The following is a 19,173-nucleotide window of genomic DNA, read 5'->3' on the forward strand; positions in this document are numbered from 1 at the left end:
TAAGGATGACCAGAACGCTCAATATACTGCTGGTAGGATATTCGGCCAGAAATGCTGAGCATATCTGTCAGGCACTCAGGGCAAGTGATTTGTGTTTTAATTCAGAATGTGTCGATACTATTGAAGCTTTTCCGAAGACATTCATTGCATCTTCATGGGATATAATTTTATCTGATGATACAATGCCTGAACTAGGCGCTGAACAGGTATTATCTCATCTTGCTACGCATCATTTAGGTATCCCTGTTATCGTCGTGTCCAGCCGTAGAAATGATGAATCTGCAGCTCATTTGATGAAAGTAGGCGCTCAGGATTTTATTTCAATAGCTTGCTGTACGGCAAGATTGGTGCAAGCAATACAGCGTAGTCTGAAGCAAATGGAAACGCTTCAGCATATTCGAGAAGCACAGCTTGCGTTGCAGAAAAGTGAAGCGCACTTTCGTGCAATTGCTTCGAATCTGCCCGGGTTGGTATTTCAATTTTTATTGAATCAAGATGGTTCTAAAAGCTTTTCTTATGTAAGTGAAGGCTCTGTGATGCTCTTAGGAATTTCACCCACCCATTTAATAGAGCAGCCGGATTTATTTACTAACCTGATTTTGCCTGAAGATAGGGCTTCTTATGATCAACTCATGCAAGCATCGGCCAAGCATTTTTCTACTTGGAACTGGGAGGGGCGCATTCAAGTTAAAGGTGATCCAGATATTAAGTGGGTCAGTTTACGTGCAACACCACGCCGCTCACCCAATGATGGGGTGCTATGGGACGGTATCGTCATGAATATTTCACGCAATAAGCTGGCAGAAATTGAAATTGCTCGCTCGCATGCGCGACTGGCTGAACTTACTTCTTATCTACAGAAAGTTAAGGAGCATGAGCGCGCAAAGATCGCCCGAGAAATTCACGATGATATTGGCGGAACCTTGACAGCAATTAAATGTGAGCTATTGCTCTGTATGGACGCAAAACCGAGGAAACCTGATTTTTACCAGCAGAAAGCAGCCTCGATTGAAGAGCTGGTCGATAATGTGATTGACAGCACGCGCCGAATAGCATTAGACCTGCGGCCAGGTATACTGGATTTTGGTATCGTGGCGGCAATTCAGTGGCAAGCAAAGGAATTTAGCAAACGTACAGAAATTCCTTGTGTGTTTTGTTGTGACAGTGAAGATATTCCGTTAGATGCAGATTTAGCTAGCGCTATTTTCCGTGTTTTTCAGGAAATATTGACTAATATTTCTAAACATGCAGGCGCCTCGAACGTTAAAGTCAAGCTATTTGAAAATGACGGTTGGGTATTTTTGGAAGCGATTGATAATGGGCATGGAATTAGGGAATCAGATATGAACAAACCAGGATCTTTTGGAATACGGGGAATGCGTGAACGTTGTCAACAATTGGGTGGAAACCTTTATGTTAACGGAATACCTGAAAAGGAAACTTGTGTGATAATCCAGATTCCAGTGAATGCTAAAGAATAGTAACCTTTGTAGGTTGTATCATGTATCGAAAAATAATAGGCGAGGGAGGGTAGAATGATACGTGTAATGATCGCTGATGATCATGCCATCGTACGCCAGGGTTTGAAACAGATTTTAAGTGAGACGGATGATATTAGTGTAGCTGGTGAAGCAGAAACCGGGTTTGAGGCGATAACCATCGCACGCCAGCAAATTTTTGATGTGATGTTACTGGATATCTCACTACCGGACAGAAACGGTATTGAGGTGCTCAAACAGATTAAAAAAGACCAGCCTAATTTCACTATCTTAATGCTTAGCATGCATCACGAAAGTGAATTCGCGATCCGCGCAATTAAAGCAGGAGCAGCCGGTTATCTAAGTAAACAAAGTGCGCCTATGCAACTGGTGACAGCGATTCGTCAGGTGGCAGCGGGGCGCAAGTACATTACTCCATCCCTTGCACAGGAGCTGGCTAACGCAATTACATTAGATACTGATCAACCATTACATAATAGTTTATCTGATCGGGAATATCAGACATTATGCTTGATTGCGGCAGGTAAGTCCCTTTCGGAAATTTCTACCAGCTTGTGTCTGAGTCCAAAAACAGTCAGTGTTTATCGTGCTCGTCTTATGGAAAAACTTAAACTAACGAACAATTCTGAATTAGTACGTTACGCTATTAAACACCACTTGGTTGATTAATCTGAGTTACGCCACCAATTACTTGGTAAACATTCAATATTTTTTAGGATCTCTATCTTATCCCGGTGTTTGACTGAGTTTATCTTGTAGGATCTACAAGTGTCTGCTTATGGTTCATTCCATTTCTCAATCAAAACTGACTTTGTGGGCTTTACTTGCCGCATGATTGATACTGTCTGCGGCTCGCCTTCGCGTCATTTTTGATTGAGAAATGGAATAAGATTAAGGGGAATTTAGAATAAAGCTGGATTTCCATTTTAATTTCATTTATTAAATCATGCTGAGTTTGTTAGTCTACAGATAATGGTAGATTATTCCTGCAGCGGCTTATCCTTTTTAATTAATCAGTGTTGGCTTGGGTTTGACTGGAATAATCATCTTATTCCTGGTGTTATCAATGAGAGGTTACATTATTATGCAAACTTTGAGTGAAATGCGGTTAAAGCTGGTCAAGTCATCCGAGGTTGGAGAGGAAAATGAAACAAGTGAGGAAAGCAGCAAAGCATTGTTAACCGTTGATGAATATTATCAGCACGCTGAGCAGTATGCCCACGAAATCAGAAAAACTCATGATGTGAATGAAATAATTAGAATTCTGGATGCTGTTTTGTCTGAAACCAGGGATTTGCATCAAAGTGATGAGATGTCCAATTCACGGCACAAGATCTCTGATACTGAGCAAAAAATTGAATCTCTGAAGCATGAGCTAGCACTCATCAGAGAGTTAGTGCATACCGATCAGATGACTGGCTTGTTTAACCGGCGCGGACTGGATGAGCATTTTATCCGTGAAGCTGCCCGTGCAGACCGAAGCAAAAATCCGTTATGCGTTATCCTGATTGATCTGGATAACTTTAAGGAAATTAATGAGATTTATGGTTATCCATTCGGCGATAATGTTCTGATCTCTTTGGCAAGAACCATAAAGAATGCGTTACGTCCAACCGATGTGGTTGCCCGTTATGGTGGGGAGGAGTTCATTATCTTATTGCCTGATACAGAGATCAATGATGCGGTACGTATCATACAGCGATTACAGCACATGCTGGCTAGCAATCCTGTACTCAATAAAGATAAACAACCGGTATCGATCACTATTAGTGGCGGAGTGACATTACGCCAAACTGATGAGCATCAGCATACGGTGATTAAGCGGGTTGATGAAGCATTATTCCGTGCAAAAAACACAGGATTATCACAGATAGAAGTTGCCCTATGATTGCTATTGCTATCCTCCTGGCGCGAACCAGATTCTGATAGTCTCTATTCGCTTAATACGGCAGGGTATTATAAATACCTGATTCATGGCTCGATTGGTATTTATTGAGCGCTCAGCGCTCATATGCCAATGTGGGGGCGAGCCATCTTTCCGCTTCATCAATCGTCCAGCCTTTTCTTCTGGCATAATCTTCTACTTGATCTTTGCCAATTTTACCTACAGCGAAATAAGTAGATTCCGGATGCGAGAAATAAAAGCCGGATACCGCCGCGGTAGGAACCATAGCATAAGATTCGGTGATAATGATACCTGCTCGTTTTTCAGCTTCGAGTAAGGCAAACAAAGGTCCTTTTTCAGTATGATCGGGACAGGCTGGATAGCCTGGGGCGGGGCGAATTCCTTGATATTTCTCATTAATAAGTTGCTCGTTGTTGAGTGCTTCATCTTTGGCATAACCCCAGAATTCTCGCCGCACACGCGCATGCATGTGTTCGGCAAATGCTTCAGCCAGGCGGTCAGCCAATGCTTTCAATATAATGGCACTATAGTCATCATTGGCAGCTTCGAAAGCTTTTATTCGCTCATCGATGCCAAAACCCGCACTGACTGCGAATAATCCAATCGTATCCATGATGCCGCTTTCTTTGGGTGCAATAAAATCTGCTAAACAGAGGTTGGGGCGTCCGGCAGGTTTGACTGTTTGCTGCCGTAAGGTGTGATAGGTCATCAGCACTTTAGTACGGGATTTATCCGAATAAATTTCGATGTCGTCATGATTGACTGTATTGGCTGGAAAGAGTCCGATGACAGCATTGGCTGTAAGCCATTTTTGCTCAATGATTTTCTTCAGCATTGTTTGTGCATCGCGGAATAGATTGCTGGCAGCTTCGCCTACTACTTCATCTTCTAGAATAGCCGGATAGCGTCCAGATAGTTCCCATGCCTGGAAGAAGGGTGTCCAATCAATATAAGGAACCAGTGCTTCTAAAGGGTAGTTATTCAGGGTTCTAATACCGAGAAAGCTAGATTCAGGGGGAGCATAGTGCTGCCAATCTATTTTCAATGCATTTGCACGTGCTTCAGTGAGAGGTAATAATTGTGAGGGACCTTTTTTGTTTTTTTGCTGTGTGCGGATTTTCTCTTGTTCTGCCTTGATTTCCTGCATATACGTACTGTGCTGATCCTGAGACATTAATTGGCTGCATACGCCAACAGCCCGGCTTGCATCAGGCACCCACACTGTAACTCCACTATAGTGCGGCGCAATTTTAACGGCGGTATGTACGCGCGAGGTCGTGGCACCCCCAATGAGAAGAGGAATAGTAAAACCCTCCCGCTCCATTTCTTTGGCTACATGCGCCATTTCTTCGAGAGAAGGGGTGATCAGGCCAGATAATCCGATAATGTCAACCTGTTCGTTACGCGCGGTTTCCAGGATTTGCGAGCTGGGCACCATCACTCCCATGTTGATAACTTCATAGTTGTTGCACTGGAGGACGACTGCAACGATGTTCTTGCCGATGTCATGGACATCGCCTTTTACTGTGGCAACAACGATTTTTCCCTTCGCTTTAGCGTCACCGGAAACTTTTTTCTCAGCCTCAATGTAAGGGAGAAGATAGGCAACTGCCAGTTTCATGACGCGCGCAGATTTAACTACCTGCGGCAGAAACATTTTCCCAGCGCCAAACAGGTCGCCTACTACATTCATGCCATCCATCAGAGGACCTTCGATGACCTCTATGGGTCGTCCTCCTCTGCTTTCTATTTCCTGACGGATGATTTCAGTATCTTCTTCAATATAGGTGCCGATCCCTTTGACGAGTGCATGCGTTAATCGTTGGCGGACGGATTGATTACGCCAGCTGAGATCTTCAACCTGCTCCTTTTTCTGTCCTTTGAAACTTTCGGCAAATTCAACCAAACGCTCAGTCGCATCTGGACGGCGATTAAGCAGAACATCTTCAACTCGTTCGAGTAAATCTTTGGGGATATCCGAATACACACCTAATTGACCCGCATTGACGATACCCATGGTCATACCAGCCTGGATAGCGTGGTATAGAAATGCAGTATGAATGGCTTCTCTGATCGGCTCGTTGCCACGAAAAGAAAAGGACACATTGGAGACGCCGCCGCTGATTTTGACATAAGGCAAAGTCTGTTTGATGATACGGATAGCTTCAATGAAATCCAGCGCGTAGTTGTTATGTTCTTCGATACCGGTCGCTACCGCAAAAATATTGGGATCGAAAATTATGTCTTCTGGCGGGAAGCCAACCTTGTCGACTAAAACACGATAACAACGCGTACAGATTTCAACCTTGCGCGCTAATGTATCGGCCTGTCCTTTCTCATCAAATGCCATCACGATGACTGCTGCGCCATAGCGACGTGCAAGCCTGGCATGATAAATGAATTCTTCCTCACCTTCCTTTAAGCTGATGGAATTGATGATGGTTTTACCCTGAATACATTGTAAGCCTGCTTCAATCACTGACCATTTGCTCGAATCAATCATAATAGGCACGCGACTGATATCCGGCTCTGATGCAATCAAGTTGAGGAAGGTAACCATGGCTTTTTGTGAATCGAGCATGGCTTCATCCATATTGATATCAATGATTTGTGCCCCATTCTCGACTTGGCTGCGTGCAATGCTCAGTGCTTCTGCATAATTGTCATTGAGTATCAGGCGGGCAAAGGCTTTTGATCCGGTCACGTTGGTACGTTCGCCCACATTGACAAAGAGCGAATCCTCACCAATATTAAGTGGTTCCAAGCCGGAGAGGCGCAGTTTCTTGGGGATATCCGGAATACTTCGTGGGGCAATATCCGCTACTGCATCAGCGATAGCTTTTATGTGAGCGGGTGTCGTGCCACAGCAGCCGCCCACAATATTAACGAAACCCGACTGGGCAAATTCCTTAATCAAGCTCGCAGTATATTCGGGTGATTCGTCATAACCTGTTTCAGACAATGGGTTGGGTAAGCCGGCGTTGGGGTGAGTGCTGGTATATACCTCAGCCACGCTGGAAAGTTCTTCAACGTAAGGGCGCATTAATTCAGCACCCAATGCACAGTTGATACCCACTGACAAGGGTTGGGCATGTCTGACCGAATTCCAGAATGCTTCTGGTGTTTGTCCAGACAGATTGCGACCGGAAGCATCGGTAATCGTGACTGAAATCATGACAGGCAAGCGAATATTATTTTTCTCAAAGTACTGCTCAATTGCAAATAATGCTGCTTTAGCGTTCAGTGTGTCGAAAATGGTTTCCACTAGCAGAATATCGGTACCTCCTTCCACTAACCCCTGTATGGATTGCGAGTAATCCGTCACAAGCTGTTTGAAGGTGATGGAGCGAAAACCGGGATCATTCACATCCGGTGAAATAGAAGCTGTTTTGGTCGTGGGTCCGATCACCCCTGCAACAAAACGGGGTTTATCCGGTGTTTTAGCCTCCATCGCAAGTGCTTCTTCACGTGCTAATTTGGCTCCTGCAAAATTCAATTCATAGACCAACTCATGCATATGGTAATCAGCCATCGAAGGAGCATTGGAGTTGAAGGTATTGGTTTCAATGATATCAGCGCCAGCCTCCAGGTACTGCGCATGGATAGAACGGATGATTTGAGGCTGTGTCAGCGTTAGCAAATCATTATTGCCCTTGAGGTCATGAGGAAAATCTGCAAAACGGCTCCCTCGATAATCAGTTTCGCTCAATTTGTAACTCTGGATCATTGTGCCCATCGCGCCGTCTAGAAGTAGGATACGACGAGTAAGCAAGTTTTCCAATAAAGCAGTGCGAAGATGAGTCATGATGGAATGATATTTTTCCGTTAAATACAAAGTAGCTGATTATACCCCATGGTTCCTGTAACATGGTCTGAGGAAATAACGGCTAGCATTTCAACTCCGGCAGCTCGCTTGGCGAGAGGGTAATAGGTCGTTTCCGAACCTTAATCTATTTCTAAATCAAACCTGACTTTGCCAGCTTTTGCCGTAGTATTTGTATACTGCCTGCGATTGCATTCGCGGTTTCCATTCATTATGCCTGGTTTGGAAATGGAATTATTTTTATAAATGAAATAAGAGGTTAAACAGCAGTAATGAGTTGTTTTTGCGCTAGCTTACTGTTATCAAAATAAAGCCTGATATTGATTTTGTTATTTCTACAAAAATTTTAAAATCTTTAGGCTCTGTTGACGTTTCGTAATAATCCATGAGAATTTGATTCATTTTATTTGATTCATTTTCTATGCTAATGAATAGCAGAACAGAATTTACCGATGAACAAAAGGAGTTTTCATATCGACTCTTGCTGCTTCAAGAGCGAGTTTATATCGGAAGCGTTGAGAAATATTATCGAGAATGCAGAGTTGTCGATCTTACGTAGTGGCGCACCATGGCGTTTGTTGCGGCAACCCCTGGGAAAATGAAATTTAGTTTTCTTTAATACGCTTTTCACGCTGGGGCAAGTACAAAATCTGTAAATTTCTGTGCGTAGCGTATGGCTAGGACTAAATTAAAGACGTGGATTTAAAGTTAGCAAAATATGAACAGCAAATATTTCACTTAATAACCATTTGATTTTATTGGTGCTGTTGAGAGGAGTCGAACCTCCGACCTACTGATTACGAAACGTAACCTAAAATTTCATATATTTACAAATCAATCACTTACAATGCTTGCCTAGCATAAAATCAGTGTCACACAGTCTCAAACATTGGGGATCTTAGCGTAGTTTGACACAAAATTGACACAATCATTGCAGTAACCTCTTTAGCTCACCAAATAGGATAAAACTGGCAGCTGGTATATTAAATTTTCTGTTTAAATTCTTCATTCAAATTATTTTTGACTTGAATAAAGAATATTTCATCAAATGATTTAAGTATTATTGATTCTAACTGCTTGAATACTTGCTAAATATGCTTTATAGGCTAAGATACATAAAACTAAAAAATGTAACAGTAAGAGCAACCAAGCTATTGGGTGTTGAATATCTAAATTAATAAAAATAGAAACAATAATTTCAGATGTGGTAATAGTTAATAAAAATGTAAAATAAATCTTACTAAGCTCAGTTAATGTCAATTTAGTTGAGAACCATACTTTATTTATCAAAAGAATTGAAATTAATGATAGAACACTTTGAATTATAAAAAACCAGATTAATCCACTTGTGGTCATAAAAATATAAATAAACAAGTAATCTGATAGTTTTTTATTATCTTGATAATAATCGTCTCTCGAGTCATAAATCTTGATACTATTTCCTATTACTCTGCCTGACCATTTAAAATCATTCATATTAATAGGAGCTACTTGATTTGATTTCACAATTATTAAACTACATCCTCCTTCCCCAGAATTAATCAATTCAGGTTCTACTTCCCAAATCAAATCATTTTTACTCCAAACAAATGAGGGAGTATTAATTTTTGTCAGACTAAGATTTCCAAGATCTTTACAAGAAGTTACTAAAATTATCTCTAAATCTTCACTAATCGACTTTATTCCTATTTTTTCTAGAAAATCACCTGGTTTTATGTTTGATGAAGAATTATTTTGCACCCATAGATATGTATAAAAAAGATTTTTTAGCTCGATAGTTTCTTCTTCAATACTAAATTTGATTTTTGTGTTTGGCAAAAACTCTGATAATTTGGAAAAGGCATGGTTTGGTACAATTGATAGTCTATCTGGACTTGAATCAGCATAATTCATAATTGAGCCGATAATTGCAACAAAAGCTGCTATAGAAGCCCAAATAGGGTCTCTTAATAAATTCAAAGAATTGCTAATTTTCATTAAGTTTGCCATTAATTAAAAAATATTTTTTACGTAGTAATTTTTTTACAAAGTAATTACCCAAACTCACCTATCCGAAAGCTAATCACGCTCAAGCAACATGAAAGATAACGAATATATCCAATTAAAATTAACTCCCCAATATAGTGATTTTTGATTATCCCAGCAAGATATTAAGAATGAATCTGTCATGACTAATGACTGGTGGTGAGCCTGCGATGTATAGCGTAACCAGTTAAGAATGATTCGGAATATATAGAATTTGAAGAGCATCTTAACGGTTTGGTTTTGTTGTTTACGCGTACTTTGGCGTATGCTCATTTGTGCTAGATGAGACAATGAGAATACTCTTTGAATCATTTCTAGCTGGTTTTGCTATATAGGGCTGGCAAACTGATGGATAGATCAAGCAGGTTCGACAAGGAATATTTGAAACTGTTGATCAGCGAAATTTGCATTAACGGCAATTACGCCGAGATTAGAGGAAGTTATTCAGTGCTTGCGCATACAGTAACCTAATTAAAGTCTGACACACTTGATAAAGTATCCAGATTTGTACCGAATTGACTCTCCAACCAGAACTCGAACCTGGGATCTGCGGATTAACAGGTGTTATAACTGACTATTTTTATTGATATTATTATCGCCAGTGCTCGCTAATACTCACTGAATGTCACCAGTTTTGTTACGTTTCTATATTTTTGACGGGTGGGTGGGAAGAAGCTGTGATCATTCGTTATGTAATATGCATATTTTGTAAAGATAAATATATTACATCCGCGTTAAATATACGTTAAACTCCAGTTCTACACGTAATTAGCTAATTAATGATATTGTTCTACTGAATAAACAAACGTTAATTATCAATAGGTAAATTCATTTATTCAATATACACAAATTTTACTCAGTGGATATCTCCCAATTCTTCGATTGGTTAGTTCAATATAAGGAAGCCTTCGAATCACTAGATGTAATTAAAGGAATAATTTTTTCCGTCATAACTGGCATTGGTGGTATCTGGGTCTGGAAAAAAGTCGCAAACCGGAATCTGTTCCTTCAACAACGCACCCACCGCCCTATTCTTCTCTAAGCACGAATAATTACATTGGATTAAGCGTTGAAGACGCCCTAAAGCTAGCTGAGAAGTTGGCAGCTGAAAAAGGAGAAAAAGATGCCCAGATCATCAAATCATTACAGGAAACTATCCAGGCACTTACCCAACAAAACACTGATCAGTACGATATTCGTAAAGCCTTGGATCTGCTAGCGCAAGGTGATACGGCAAAAGCAGAAGCAATTTTCGAAGAGGTTATAGCGGAAGCCAGGCGCAAAGGAAAACAATCAAATATTAAGGAGGCTGAAGCTTTGCGTCATTTGGGTTCTCTAGCATTTCTGCACGATACGGAAAAAGCATTTAGCTCCTATAAGCGTAGTACAGAGCTTGACCCGAATAATATAAACGGTTGGAATGAACTAGGCCATTTGTATCTAAGAATCGGTGAACTTGAAAAAGCAGAAAATGCCTATATGACTGTCCTAAAAATTTCTTGTTCTGCAAGTGACCCTATAAATCAGGCAGTAGCATACTGTAATTTGGGCATCGTGTACAAAACCCAGGGCGAGCTCGATCAGGCTATCGACTTTTATCAGAAGTCATTTGATATAGAAAAAAAGCTGGGCCGAAAGAAAGGTATGGCCGATGCCTATTGCAATCTGGGGATCGCATACAAAAACCAGGGCAAGCTCGATCAGGCTATCGACTTTTATCACAAGAGTTTAGCGATATACGAAAAACTGGGCCGAAAGGAAGGTATGGCCAATGCCTACGGCAATCTGGGGATCGCGTACAAAAAACAGGGCAAGCTCGATCAGGCTATCGGCTTTTTTCAAAAGAGTTTAGCGATCAACGAAGAGCTAGCCCGCAGGGAAAGCATGGCTACTGACTACACCAATCTGGGCCAGATGTATCGAAACCAAGGCCACCCCGATCAGGCAGTTGATTGCTGGAGAAAATCACTGGCTTTGTTTCAGGGATTGAGGGCTAAAGATAAAGTTACTCTAGTTCAATCCCTGCTCGACGAAATACTGTCGAAAGATTCTAAATAACAATTTTCGCTTTGCTTGTTCATTAGCAAATTATGCTACTTTGACGCCGTTATCCTGAAGCTGTTAGAGTTTCTTAATAAATACCATGCGAGTCGAACATCACTTCACTTATCTCAATAATTTGCTGCTGAATAATTCGCTACTGAAATAATGGCAGTCTAAATCTAAAAATATTTATTAAAAAACCTAAATATTTCCGCTTGTTCGATTTCGACTAGGCTGACTAGAAAAGCAGAAATTGAATGTTTAATAAATTATATGAAACTGAATGATTTCACCCCTCCTGAAAGCCACTGCTACATAGAAAAATATGCCATTAATTGCTAATGAATTAACTATCTGGGATATTTCTTTTCGCTGGGCCGGTTATGATCCGAGTCGGCTCTGGTTTCGGCTTCCCTTAGAGGTTAAAGATTACGTTCGCTTGTTAATGCATGCCATCTTGCATGGTGAAATCATCTGCGAGAATTTGACGCTTGCCAAGCGTCCGCCTGATTCAAAAGCTGACCCTCGTTTTTATGTGCGTACCTATAGAGATGACATTTACGATTGTGTTTTTGGCAAACGATTTAACCGTAAATTACTCAGATGGGCTATCCTTGATAGATTAGCTTTTCATGAATGGTGTGAAAGGCGTGGTATTGCTTTGCCAGAATTCTGGTTTCCTCTAGGATGGAAGCTTGATTTTGAAATGCCTGAATTTGGCACACTCGCATTAAGGGCGATGCATGTAGAGCCAGAAGAAGTAGGAAGCGTTCGTATTGAGTATCATCGCATTGGTCTAGCAAAAAATGAAGATGAAGTCCAGCGGAATGAAACTAATGTAGTTAATCAAGCTGACAGTGATTTATTTCAAAATTCTACTAGCTCCCTAGAAAAAGAAAGAACTCTTAGGATGAATCAGCGTATCAAAGTGGCCTGTCAACAAATTGCTTTCGTTATTTGGAAGGATGATATAAATAGAACGATACCATCTATTGTAGAAGATGAGTTAATTCAGAAATACGGGGGGCGGGTTCCTATGAAGCTGATACGGTATACGAATGGATCAGAGAAATCGCTCCACTCGAAGTAAAAAATCGACGAGGCCGGCCCCGTAAAATTAGGGATAAAAATAGCTAGATAAATCTTAGCTATTTTTTATGTAAAGCCTTGCAGCAAGCCGATTAGAAATACCTACATACCCCTTTTTATCTTTTATTAATTTTCTTTATCCCCTATTTTTACTTATTAGCAAATCTCATTCTGCTGACTTCTTAACTTTTAAGGAGACTCAGAATGAAATCAGTAGAATATATATCCACCGAGCACACGCAACGCACAACGAGCGGATGCGAGGCGGCGCGTTGCGGGGGCGAGATGGAAAACACTTCGATAGAAGTTCCACAATCGTCAAATGTATTATTAGAGGGTACGCCGCCTAGTAACACAGTACCCTATAACTGCAATAGGGAATACTTCAAGCTTTTAAGGTTTGGGGTTGATAGCCTGTATTTGTCCTATCAAGGTGAATTATTCCCAGAAGTCAAAGAGCGTTTAGCCCAGCTTAAGCAATTAGCACAACATTCAGAAATAGATCAGCAAGCGCAAGCACAATATGCCATTGCGGGTCATATCTTTGAGGTCAAGGATAAAGGCTCGTCCATTTTTCCTTATGTGATGGAAGATGGCGCTTTTCGCATTAGTCTAGCCAGAACCAGCCGGAAAACACCGATGGCCTATGTGAAACTATCCTCTCGCTATCTATGCAGTATCGTGCCAGGTGAGGCAGAAAAGCATCTGCGTCATATTCTGGGTGAATTAGGTAGCTTAAACGGATCAGCTCATGTCAGTCGTATCAACCTATGCGCTGATTTTGTCTGCCCTGAAAACATGGAATCCTGGCATCGAGAAGCATGGGTTACACGTGGCAAAAAGATAGATGCGCATGCAGTCAGTGAAGAATTTACAGGCTGGTCAATTGGTTTAGGCGGCAAGATTACCTGCCGTCTATATAACAAATTACTGGAAATTCAAACCAGAGGCAGAACCGATCTTGCTCCATTATGGAGAGAAGTTGGCTGGCAGGAAGGAGAACCCATCTGGCGCGTTGAATTTCAGATGATGCGGGATGTATTGAATGAACATGGCTTGATCAGCCTGGATAGCGTATTAGCCAATCTAAACGGCTTGTGGAGCTATGCTTCCACTGAATGGCTGCGTTTGACGATCCCTAATCCAGACGATCAGACACGTTCACGCTGGCCGATTCATCCGTTATGGGGTTATATCTCCTCCATTGATTGGGAAAGCAATGCCTGGCCATTATCCCGATCATTCAAAGCAACCCGATTACCGGACGATAATCGCATATTTTCCCTGGGTGCAAGTTCGATTGCTTCTTATATGGCCAAGCATGGCATGAAAGATTTTGATGAAGGTTTGGATCATTACGTGTTAGACCTGTTCAAGTATTTCCATGAACGTGGTTTTTTCATGGGTTTATCTGCATTAGAGTACATTTTGGAAAAAGTGCGTTTACGAGCAAGAGAATTCAACACGCTGTTGAATGTTTCCGAAGAAGAACAAAAGCAGTTGAAGGTCAATAAAGCGGCTGCTGATTATCAGAAGGCTTCGGATGGCATATGAAAACACTCAACCTGGAAGAAGCTGCCCTCTTCCTGAAGCTGCATCCTGAAGAAGTACGCCGTCGCGCCAAAGCGGGCATCATCCCAGGAGCAAAATTGGGCAAACGATGGGCTTTTATTGACGATGATCTTGCTGCTTATATGCGCTCGTTATATCCTACTTCCCGGCAAGCGTTGCAAGTGGGACATAGGGAGAAAACATTATGTCACTCATTAAACGTGGAAAAACGTGGTGGATCAGCTTCACCAGACCCAGCGGCGAGCGTGTTAGACGCTCTGCTGCAACAGAAGACCGAACCCAGGCGCAAGAACTCCACGACAAGCTGAAAGCGGAATCGTGGCGGATTACCAAACTGGGGGAAAAGCCGAAACGCACTTGGGATGAAGCAGCCTATAAATGGCTGATGGAAACACAGCATAAAAAGACCCATCATGATGATGTAGCAAAAATTAGCTGGCTCCAACAGTTCTTTAGAGGAAAACTTCTGGATGAACTCACGCGGGATGTTATTGCAAGGATAGGTGATTTAAAGCTAAAGGAAACGAGTCCAGCTACCGCTAATCGTTTATTGGCGCTCATTCGCTCTATCCTGCGCCGATCTGCCCTTGATTGGGAGTGGATCGACAAACCGCCTGTCATCAAGCTATACCGTGAAGCAAAGCGGCGAGTGCGTTACCTGAGTCCAATGCAAGCAAACCTGCTTTTGCAGGAATTGCCGGAACATTTGGCGGATATCGTCAAGTTCTCGCTGGCAACAGGTTTGAGGCGGTCAAATGTGACAAAACTGGAATGGTCGCAAGTGGACATGCAACGCAATGTGGCATGGATACACGGCGATCAAGCCAAAGCAGGAAAACCGATTCACGTCACGCTCAATGCGACGGCTATAGCAGTATTAACCAAACAGATCGACAAGCATCCTAAGTCAGTATTCAGCTACAAAGGAAGACCGATCACCCAGGTTAATACCAAAGCTTGGTATAAAGCGTTAAAACGTGCAGGTATTGAGGATTTCCGCTGGCATGATTTGCGGCATACCTGGGCGAGCTGGTTGACCCAAAACGGCGTGCCGCTCAATGTCATCCAGGAAATGGGAGCTTGGGAATCGGCTGAGATGGTAAGGCGTTACGCTCATCTTGCTCCTGAGCAATTTTCTCAGCATGCGCGTGTCGTGGATAACGTGCTGAATAGCACAAATTTGACACAATCGGAGTAAGAAGTAATCAGTAGTTGCGCTAACTTGTTGATTTTTGGTGCTGTTGAGAGGAGTCGAACCTCCGACCTACTGATTACGAATCAGTTGCTCTACCAACTGAGCTACAACAGCGTTCTAAATTTCTGACAAGGGCGAAATTATAGAGGTTTAAGAGGCTGTGAGCAATTATAAGTCTTTTGATAAGCAGATATATTAACAATAAAATTTAAAAATTATTAACATAAACAATTGAACAAAATAAATTATCAATAATTTCAGCTAAATTCTCTGATTATCTCCAAAAATCTGTACATTTTCAGCAAAAAAAGCCATAATTTCACAATGACATTTAGAAATATATCAGCTAAAAATATTTTGGTGATTCATGGGCCCAATTTGAATCTTCTGGGTAAGCGGGAGCCAGAAATTTATGGCAAAACCACTTTGAATGATATTAACAGAAAATTATCTGCAATATCACGAGCGGCCGAAGTAAAGCTAAATACTTTTCAAAGTAATAATGAGGGTGAATTAATAAACCGGGTACAGCAAGCAATGGATGATGAAACTGATTTCATCATTATCAATCCAGCAGGATTAACTCATACCAGTATAGCTTTACGGGATGCTTTAGCCGCAACAGGAGTGCCTTTTATTGAAATACATCTTTCTAATATTTATGCACGTGAAGTATTTCGTCATAAATCATACTTTTCTGATCTTGCAATTGGTGTGATCAGCGGCCTAGGGGCAAAGGGTTATGAACTAGCATTACTGTTTGCTTTAAATGATCGATAGTCTCCAACCCAATCTTTTAATGACTCGTATGTGCTTTGCTTAAGCATCAAACTAAAAATATATAGAAGACTAACGATAAAGAATAATAAATCATACAACGAATTGATAATATGTAGTAATATGCCGCCGCCACGTATTCAGATATGCATCGATGCATCCTTTGTTAGCGAACCACATAAGTTCTATTTTATATTTAAACCAAATCTTACAAACCTTGATCATGGATTGTGTCTCAGGTTTGATTTTAGATTACTCGTAAACGGAATGTTTCCGGGAGGCTGTATATGGATCTAAGAAAGCTAAAGAAACTTATCGAATTAGTTGAAGAATATAATATCGCTGAGTTAGAAATTACTGAAGGTGAAGAGAAAGTTCGTATCAATAAATCCGGCTACTCCTCACAAAATTATGCAGCCATACCTCAATTTTACCAAGCTGGTGCTGCCCCAACAGCATATGTGCCGGCCAGTACAACTGAGATTGCTCCAACCGGAACAGAAGCTAAGCCCAGTTTACCGGAAGGACATATTGTTAAATCACCGATGGTAGGTACTTTTTATCGCGCTTCCGCACCCGGAGCAAAACCTTTTGTAGAAACAGGACAGACCGTTAAAGTGGGTGATACCTTATGTATTATTGAAGCAATGAAGCTTCTTAATGAAATAGAAGCCGACAAAGCTGGTGTGATCAAAGCCATTCTACTTGAAAATGGTCAGCCAGTTGAATATGGTGAGCCTTTATTTGTGATTGGATAATTTTTATATCCATTCTTTTGAATTAGCCCCTTCCAGATTTCACCTCAAATATGTTTGAGAAAATACTTATTGCCAATCGTGGCGAAATTGCTTTGCGTATTCAACGTGCATGCCGTGCCATGGGCATTAAAACCGTGGCAGTTCATTCTGAGGCAGACGCTGAAGCCAAGTATGTCAAACTGGCTGATGAATCCGTATGTATCGGCCCTGCTGCATCAAGCCAGAGCTATCTGAATGTACCGGCCATCATCAGTGCAGCAGAAGTAACGGATGCTGAAGCCATTCATCCAGGTTATGGTTTCCTCTCAGAAAATGCTGATTTTGCTGAAAGAGTAGAAAAAAGTGGCTTTGTCTTCATCGGCCCACGTCCAGAAACCATACGGTTAATGGGTGATAAAGTCAGCGCAAAAAATGCCATGAGGCAAGCAGGTGTTCCCTGCGTTCCTGGCTCAGATGATGCATTACCGGAATCCATAGAGGAAATCAAGAAGATCGCCAAATCAATTGGCTATCCCATTATTATCAAAGCGGCTGGAGGTGGCGGAGGGCGAGGTATGCGTGTAGTCCATACGGAAGCCGCTCTCTCCAATGCAGTTATCACGACACGGAATGAAGCTCTAACAGCCTTCGGCAATCCAACCGTATATGCTGAAAAATATCTGGAAAATCCTCGTCATATTGAATTTCAAGTTTTAGTTGATGACTATGGCAATGCCGTTCATCTAGGTGAACGGGACTGTTCCGTGCAGCGTCGACATCAAAAAATTATTGAAGAAGCTCCAGCAACCAATATCCCCCCCCGAATGCGCGACAAAATTGGCGAGCGCTGCACGGAAGCCTGTCGTCGTATCAATTACCGGGGCGTGGGAACTTTTGAGTTTCTTTATGAGAACAATGAGTTCTATTTCATTGAGATGAATACGCGTTTACAGGTAGAACATCCGGTGACTGAGGCAGTTACCGGCATCGATCTCGTTCAAGCGCAAATCTGGGTCGCAGCAGGAGAAAAACTCGCATTACGGCAGAAAGACATTGTGATCAAAGGACACGCCATTGAATGTCGTATTAACGCCGAAGACCCCTACAAACTAACCCCCTCGGCAGGTCGGATTACTCAATACCATGCTCCCGGTGGTCCGGGTATTCGGGTAGATTCTCATGTCTACCACAACTATATGGTGCCACCTTATTATGATTCCATGATTGGCAAAATCATCGCATATGGAGATGATCGAGATCAAACCATTGCCAGAATGCGTATTGCGCTGTCAGAAATGGTGGTGGATGGGATCAAAACCAATATTCCTCTACATCTTGACCTGTTATCCGATACCCATTTTCTTAATGGAGGGGTTTCAATTCATTATCTCGAGCACAAACTTGCTTTGCATAATAAAGCAGGTAAGGAAAATGGTTAAACAATCCTCTTGAAGTCACCCGTCGTTAAAATGTCCTGGGTATCACTTACCGTTGAAATCAATGCAGCACATGTTGAAATTTTAAGTGATAAACTATTCGAGCTAGGTGCCTTATCCGTTGATATTCAAGATGCTTCTGCCGGTACTGAACAAGAGCACCCTCTATTTGATGAACCTGGCGAAGTTACAGGCGAAATCTGGGAACAGGCGGCCGTCACTGCATTATTCGAACAAAATGCAAATGTTCCGCTCATCATGCAAAAGGTTACCCAGGCACTGCAGCTTTCAACCCAGCCTGAATACCGTTTAGCTCGCCTGGAAGAGCAAGATTGGGTCAGATTGACACAAGCACAGTTCGAGCCAATCAAAATATCATCACGGTTATGGATTGTTCCAAGCTGGCATCATCCCCCTGACCCGACCGCAATCAATTTGATTCTTGATCCCGGACGTGCATTTGGTACTGGCAGCCACCCTACTACTCAACTTTGCCTCTCCTGGCTAGACAGTAATATTCAATCTGGTGAGACTGTACTCGATTACGGATGTGGTTCAGGTATACTGGCAATTGCTGCGCTAAAGCTCGGCGCACGTAATGTGCTAGGCATTGATATTGACGCCAATGCTATTGCAGCTAGTCGTGATAATGCTGCACTCAATCGTTGCGAGCCGGAAAGAATACTCTTTTCCACAACATTAGACTTATCCCAAACCAACAAAAAAGAACAAAGGCAAGTTGATAAGGTGGTCGCAAATATCCTGGCCAACCCCATAATTATGCTAGCCCCCATATTGATGAATGCTTTGCGCAAAGGTGGCTCTCTAGCACTTTCTGGCATCCTTGAGGAGCAGGCTAACCAGGTCATAGATATTTATCGCCAATGGTTTGAAATAAATATTGCTAGCAAAAAAGAAGGCTGGGTGCTATTGGCCGGGATAAAAAAATAACAATTTTTTCTCTAGGGTCTGTTGACATTTCACATAGGTAGCCACAGATATCCACACGCTATGGCTACCATACTTTCATAATTTCGCTTCAGCTTGTCGTATCGTGTCGCTATTGCCCGG

Annotated in this window: 14 protein-coding genes, 1 tRNA gene and 1 pseudogene; 12 read left to right on the plus strand and 4 right to left on the minus strand. The window is 41.9% G+C overall.

The features are described from left to right. The first annotated feature begins 5 nt into the window (after window positions 1-5). The 3 genes from BM283_RS10890 (at window position 6) to BM283_RS10900 (ending at window position 3,387) form a co-directional block, all read left to right on the plus strand. A complete protein-coding gene (locus tag BM283_RS10890; protein ID WP_090692979.1) occupies window positions 6-1,481 on the plus strand; it encodes a hybrid sensor histidine kinase/response regulator in 1,476 nt (491 codons plus the stop codon). Window positions 1,482-1,535: 54 nt separating this feature from the next. Then, a complete protein-coding gene (locus BM283_RS10895; protein WP_090692980.1) occupies window positions 1,536-2,168 on the plus strand; it encodes a response regulator in 633 nt (210 codons plus the stop codon). A gap of 397 nt (window positions 2,169-2,565) precedes the next feature. Beyond that, on the plus strand, window positions 2,566-3,387 hold the full coding sequence (locus BM283_RS10900; protein WP_254776335.1) for a GGDEF domain-containing protein: 822 nt from the start codon (window positions 2,566-2,568) through the stop codon (window positions 3,385-3,387). Window positions 3,388-3,499: 112 nt separating this feature from the next. On the opposite strand, the gene metH is transcribed toward BM283_RS10900, so the two are convergent. Then, window positions 3,500-7,210, minus strand: a complete 3,711-nt coding sequence (metH, locus tag BM283_RS10905; protein WP_090692985.1) for a methionine synthase — start codon at window positions 7,208-7,210, stop codon at window positions 3,500-3,502. A gap of 1,071 nt (window positions 7,211-8,281) precedes the next feature. After that, window positions 8,282-9,205: a hypothetical protein gene (locus tag BM283_RS10910; protein ID WP_090692988.1), complete on the minus strand. Its 924-nt coding sequence runs from the start codon at window positions 9,203-9,205 to the stop codon at window positions 8,282-8,284. Between the two features lie 1,146 nt (window positions 9,206-10,351). Here BM283_RS10910 and BM283_RS10915 point away from each other — a divergent pair. The 5 genes from BM283_RS10915 to BM283_RS10935 all read left to right on the plus strand — a co-directional run bounded on the left by BM283_RS10915 (window position 10,352) and on the right by BM283_RS10935 (window position 15,155). Then, window positions 10,352-11,311 carry a tetratricopeptide repeat protein gene (locus tag BM283_RS10915; protein WP_090692990.1) on the plus strand — a complete coding sequence of 320 codons (960 nt, stop codon included), beginning with the start codon at window positions 10,352-10,354 and terminating at the stop codon, window positions 11,309-11,311. Between the two features lie 310 nt (window positions 11,312-11,621). After that, window positions 11,622-12,386 (plus strand): hypothetical protein, encoded by a 765-nt coding sequence (locus BM283_RS10920; protein WP_254776336.1) that lies wholly within the window; start codon window positions 11,622-11,624, stop codon window positions 12,384-12,386. Between the two features lie 203 nt (window positions 12,387-12,589). Then, the gene (locus BM283_RS10925) at window positions 12,590-13,939 is read left to right on the plus strand and encodes a replication initiation factor (RefSeq protein WP_090692992.1); all 1,350 of its coding nucleotides are present in this window, start codon (window positions 12,590-12,592) and stop codon (window positions 13,937-13,939) included. After that, window positions 13,936-14,265 (plus strand): helix-turn-helix domain-containing protein, encoded by a 330-nt coding sequence (locus BM283_RS20020; protein WP_139225255.1) that lies wholly within the window; start codon window positions 13,936-13,938, stop codon window positions 14,263-14,265. The genes BM283_RS10925 and BM283_RS20020 overlap by 4 nt, the downstream gene beginning before the upstream one ends. Next, on the plus strand, window positions 14,151-15,155 hold the full coding sequence (locus BM283_RS10935; RefSeq protein WP_254776337.1) for a tyrosine-type recombinase/integrase: 1,005 nt from the start codon (window positions 14,151-14,153) through the stop codon (window positions 15,153-15,155). The genes BM283_RS20020 and BM283_RS10935 overlap by 115 nt, the downstream gene beginning before the upstream one ends. Window positions 15,156-15,190: 35 nt before the next feature. On the opposite strand, the gene BM283_RS10940 is transcribed toward BM283_RS10935, so the two are convergent. Next, window positions 15,191-15,266: transfer RNA gene (locus tag BM283_RS10940), tRNA-Thr, on the minus strand. Window positions 15,267-15,476: 210 nt separating this feature from the next. Here BM283_RS10940 and aroQ point away from each other — a divergent pair. The 4 genes from aroQ to prmA all read left to right on the plus strand — a co-directional run bounded on the left by aroQ (window position 15,477) and on the right by prmA (window position 19,053). Next, entirely contained in the window at window positions 15,477-15,932 is a 456-nt protein-coding gene (gene aroQ / locus BM283_RS10945; RefSeq protein ID WP_090692998.1) for a type II 3-dehydroquinate dehydratase, read from the plus strand. 284 nt (window positions 15,933-16,216) lie between these two features. Beyond that, a complete protein-coding gene (accB, locus tag BM283_RS10950; RefSeq protein WP_090693000.1) occupies window positions 16,217-16,687 on the plus strand; it encodes an acetyl-CoA carboxylase biotin carboxyl carrier protein in 471 nt (156 codons plus the stop codon). A gap of 50 nt (window positions 16,688-16,737) precedes the next feature. Further along, complete coding sequence (accC, locus tag BM283_RS10955) at window positions 16,738-18,105, plus strand: acetyl-CoA carboxylase biotin carboxylase subunit (RefSeq protein ID WP_090693002.1); 1,368 nt, start codon at window positions 16,738-16,740, stop codon at window positions 18,103-18,105. 30 nt (window positions 18,106-18,135) lie between these two features. Then, window positions 18,136-19,053 carry a 50S ribosomal protein L11 methyltransferase gene (gene prmA, locus BM283_RS10960; RefSeq protein ID WP_090693005.1) on the plus strand — a complete coding sequence of 306 codons (918 nt, stop codon included), beginning with the start codon at window positions 18,136-18,138 and terminating at the stop codon, window positions 19,051-19,053. 29 nt (window positions 19,054-19,082) lie between these two features. Here the strand turns inward: prmA and BM283_RS18100 are convergent. Beyond that, window positions 19,083-19,173: pseudogene (locus BM283_RS18100) on the minus strand (IS5/IS1182 family transposase); the annotation flags it as partial.

The sequence above is a fragment of the Nitrosomonas sp. Nm34 genome, assembly GCF_900113925.1.
In the GTDB taxonomy this organism is placed as follows: Bacteria; Pseudomonadota; Gammaproteobacteria; order Burkholderiales; family Nitrosomonadaceae; genus Nitrosomonas.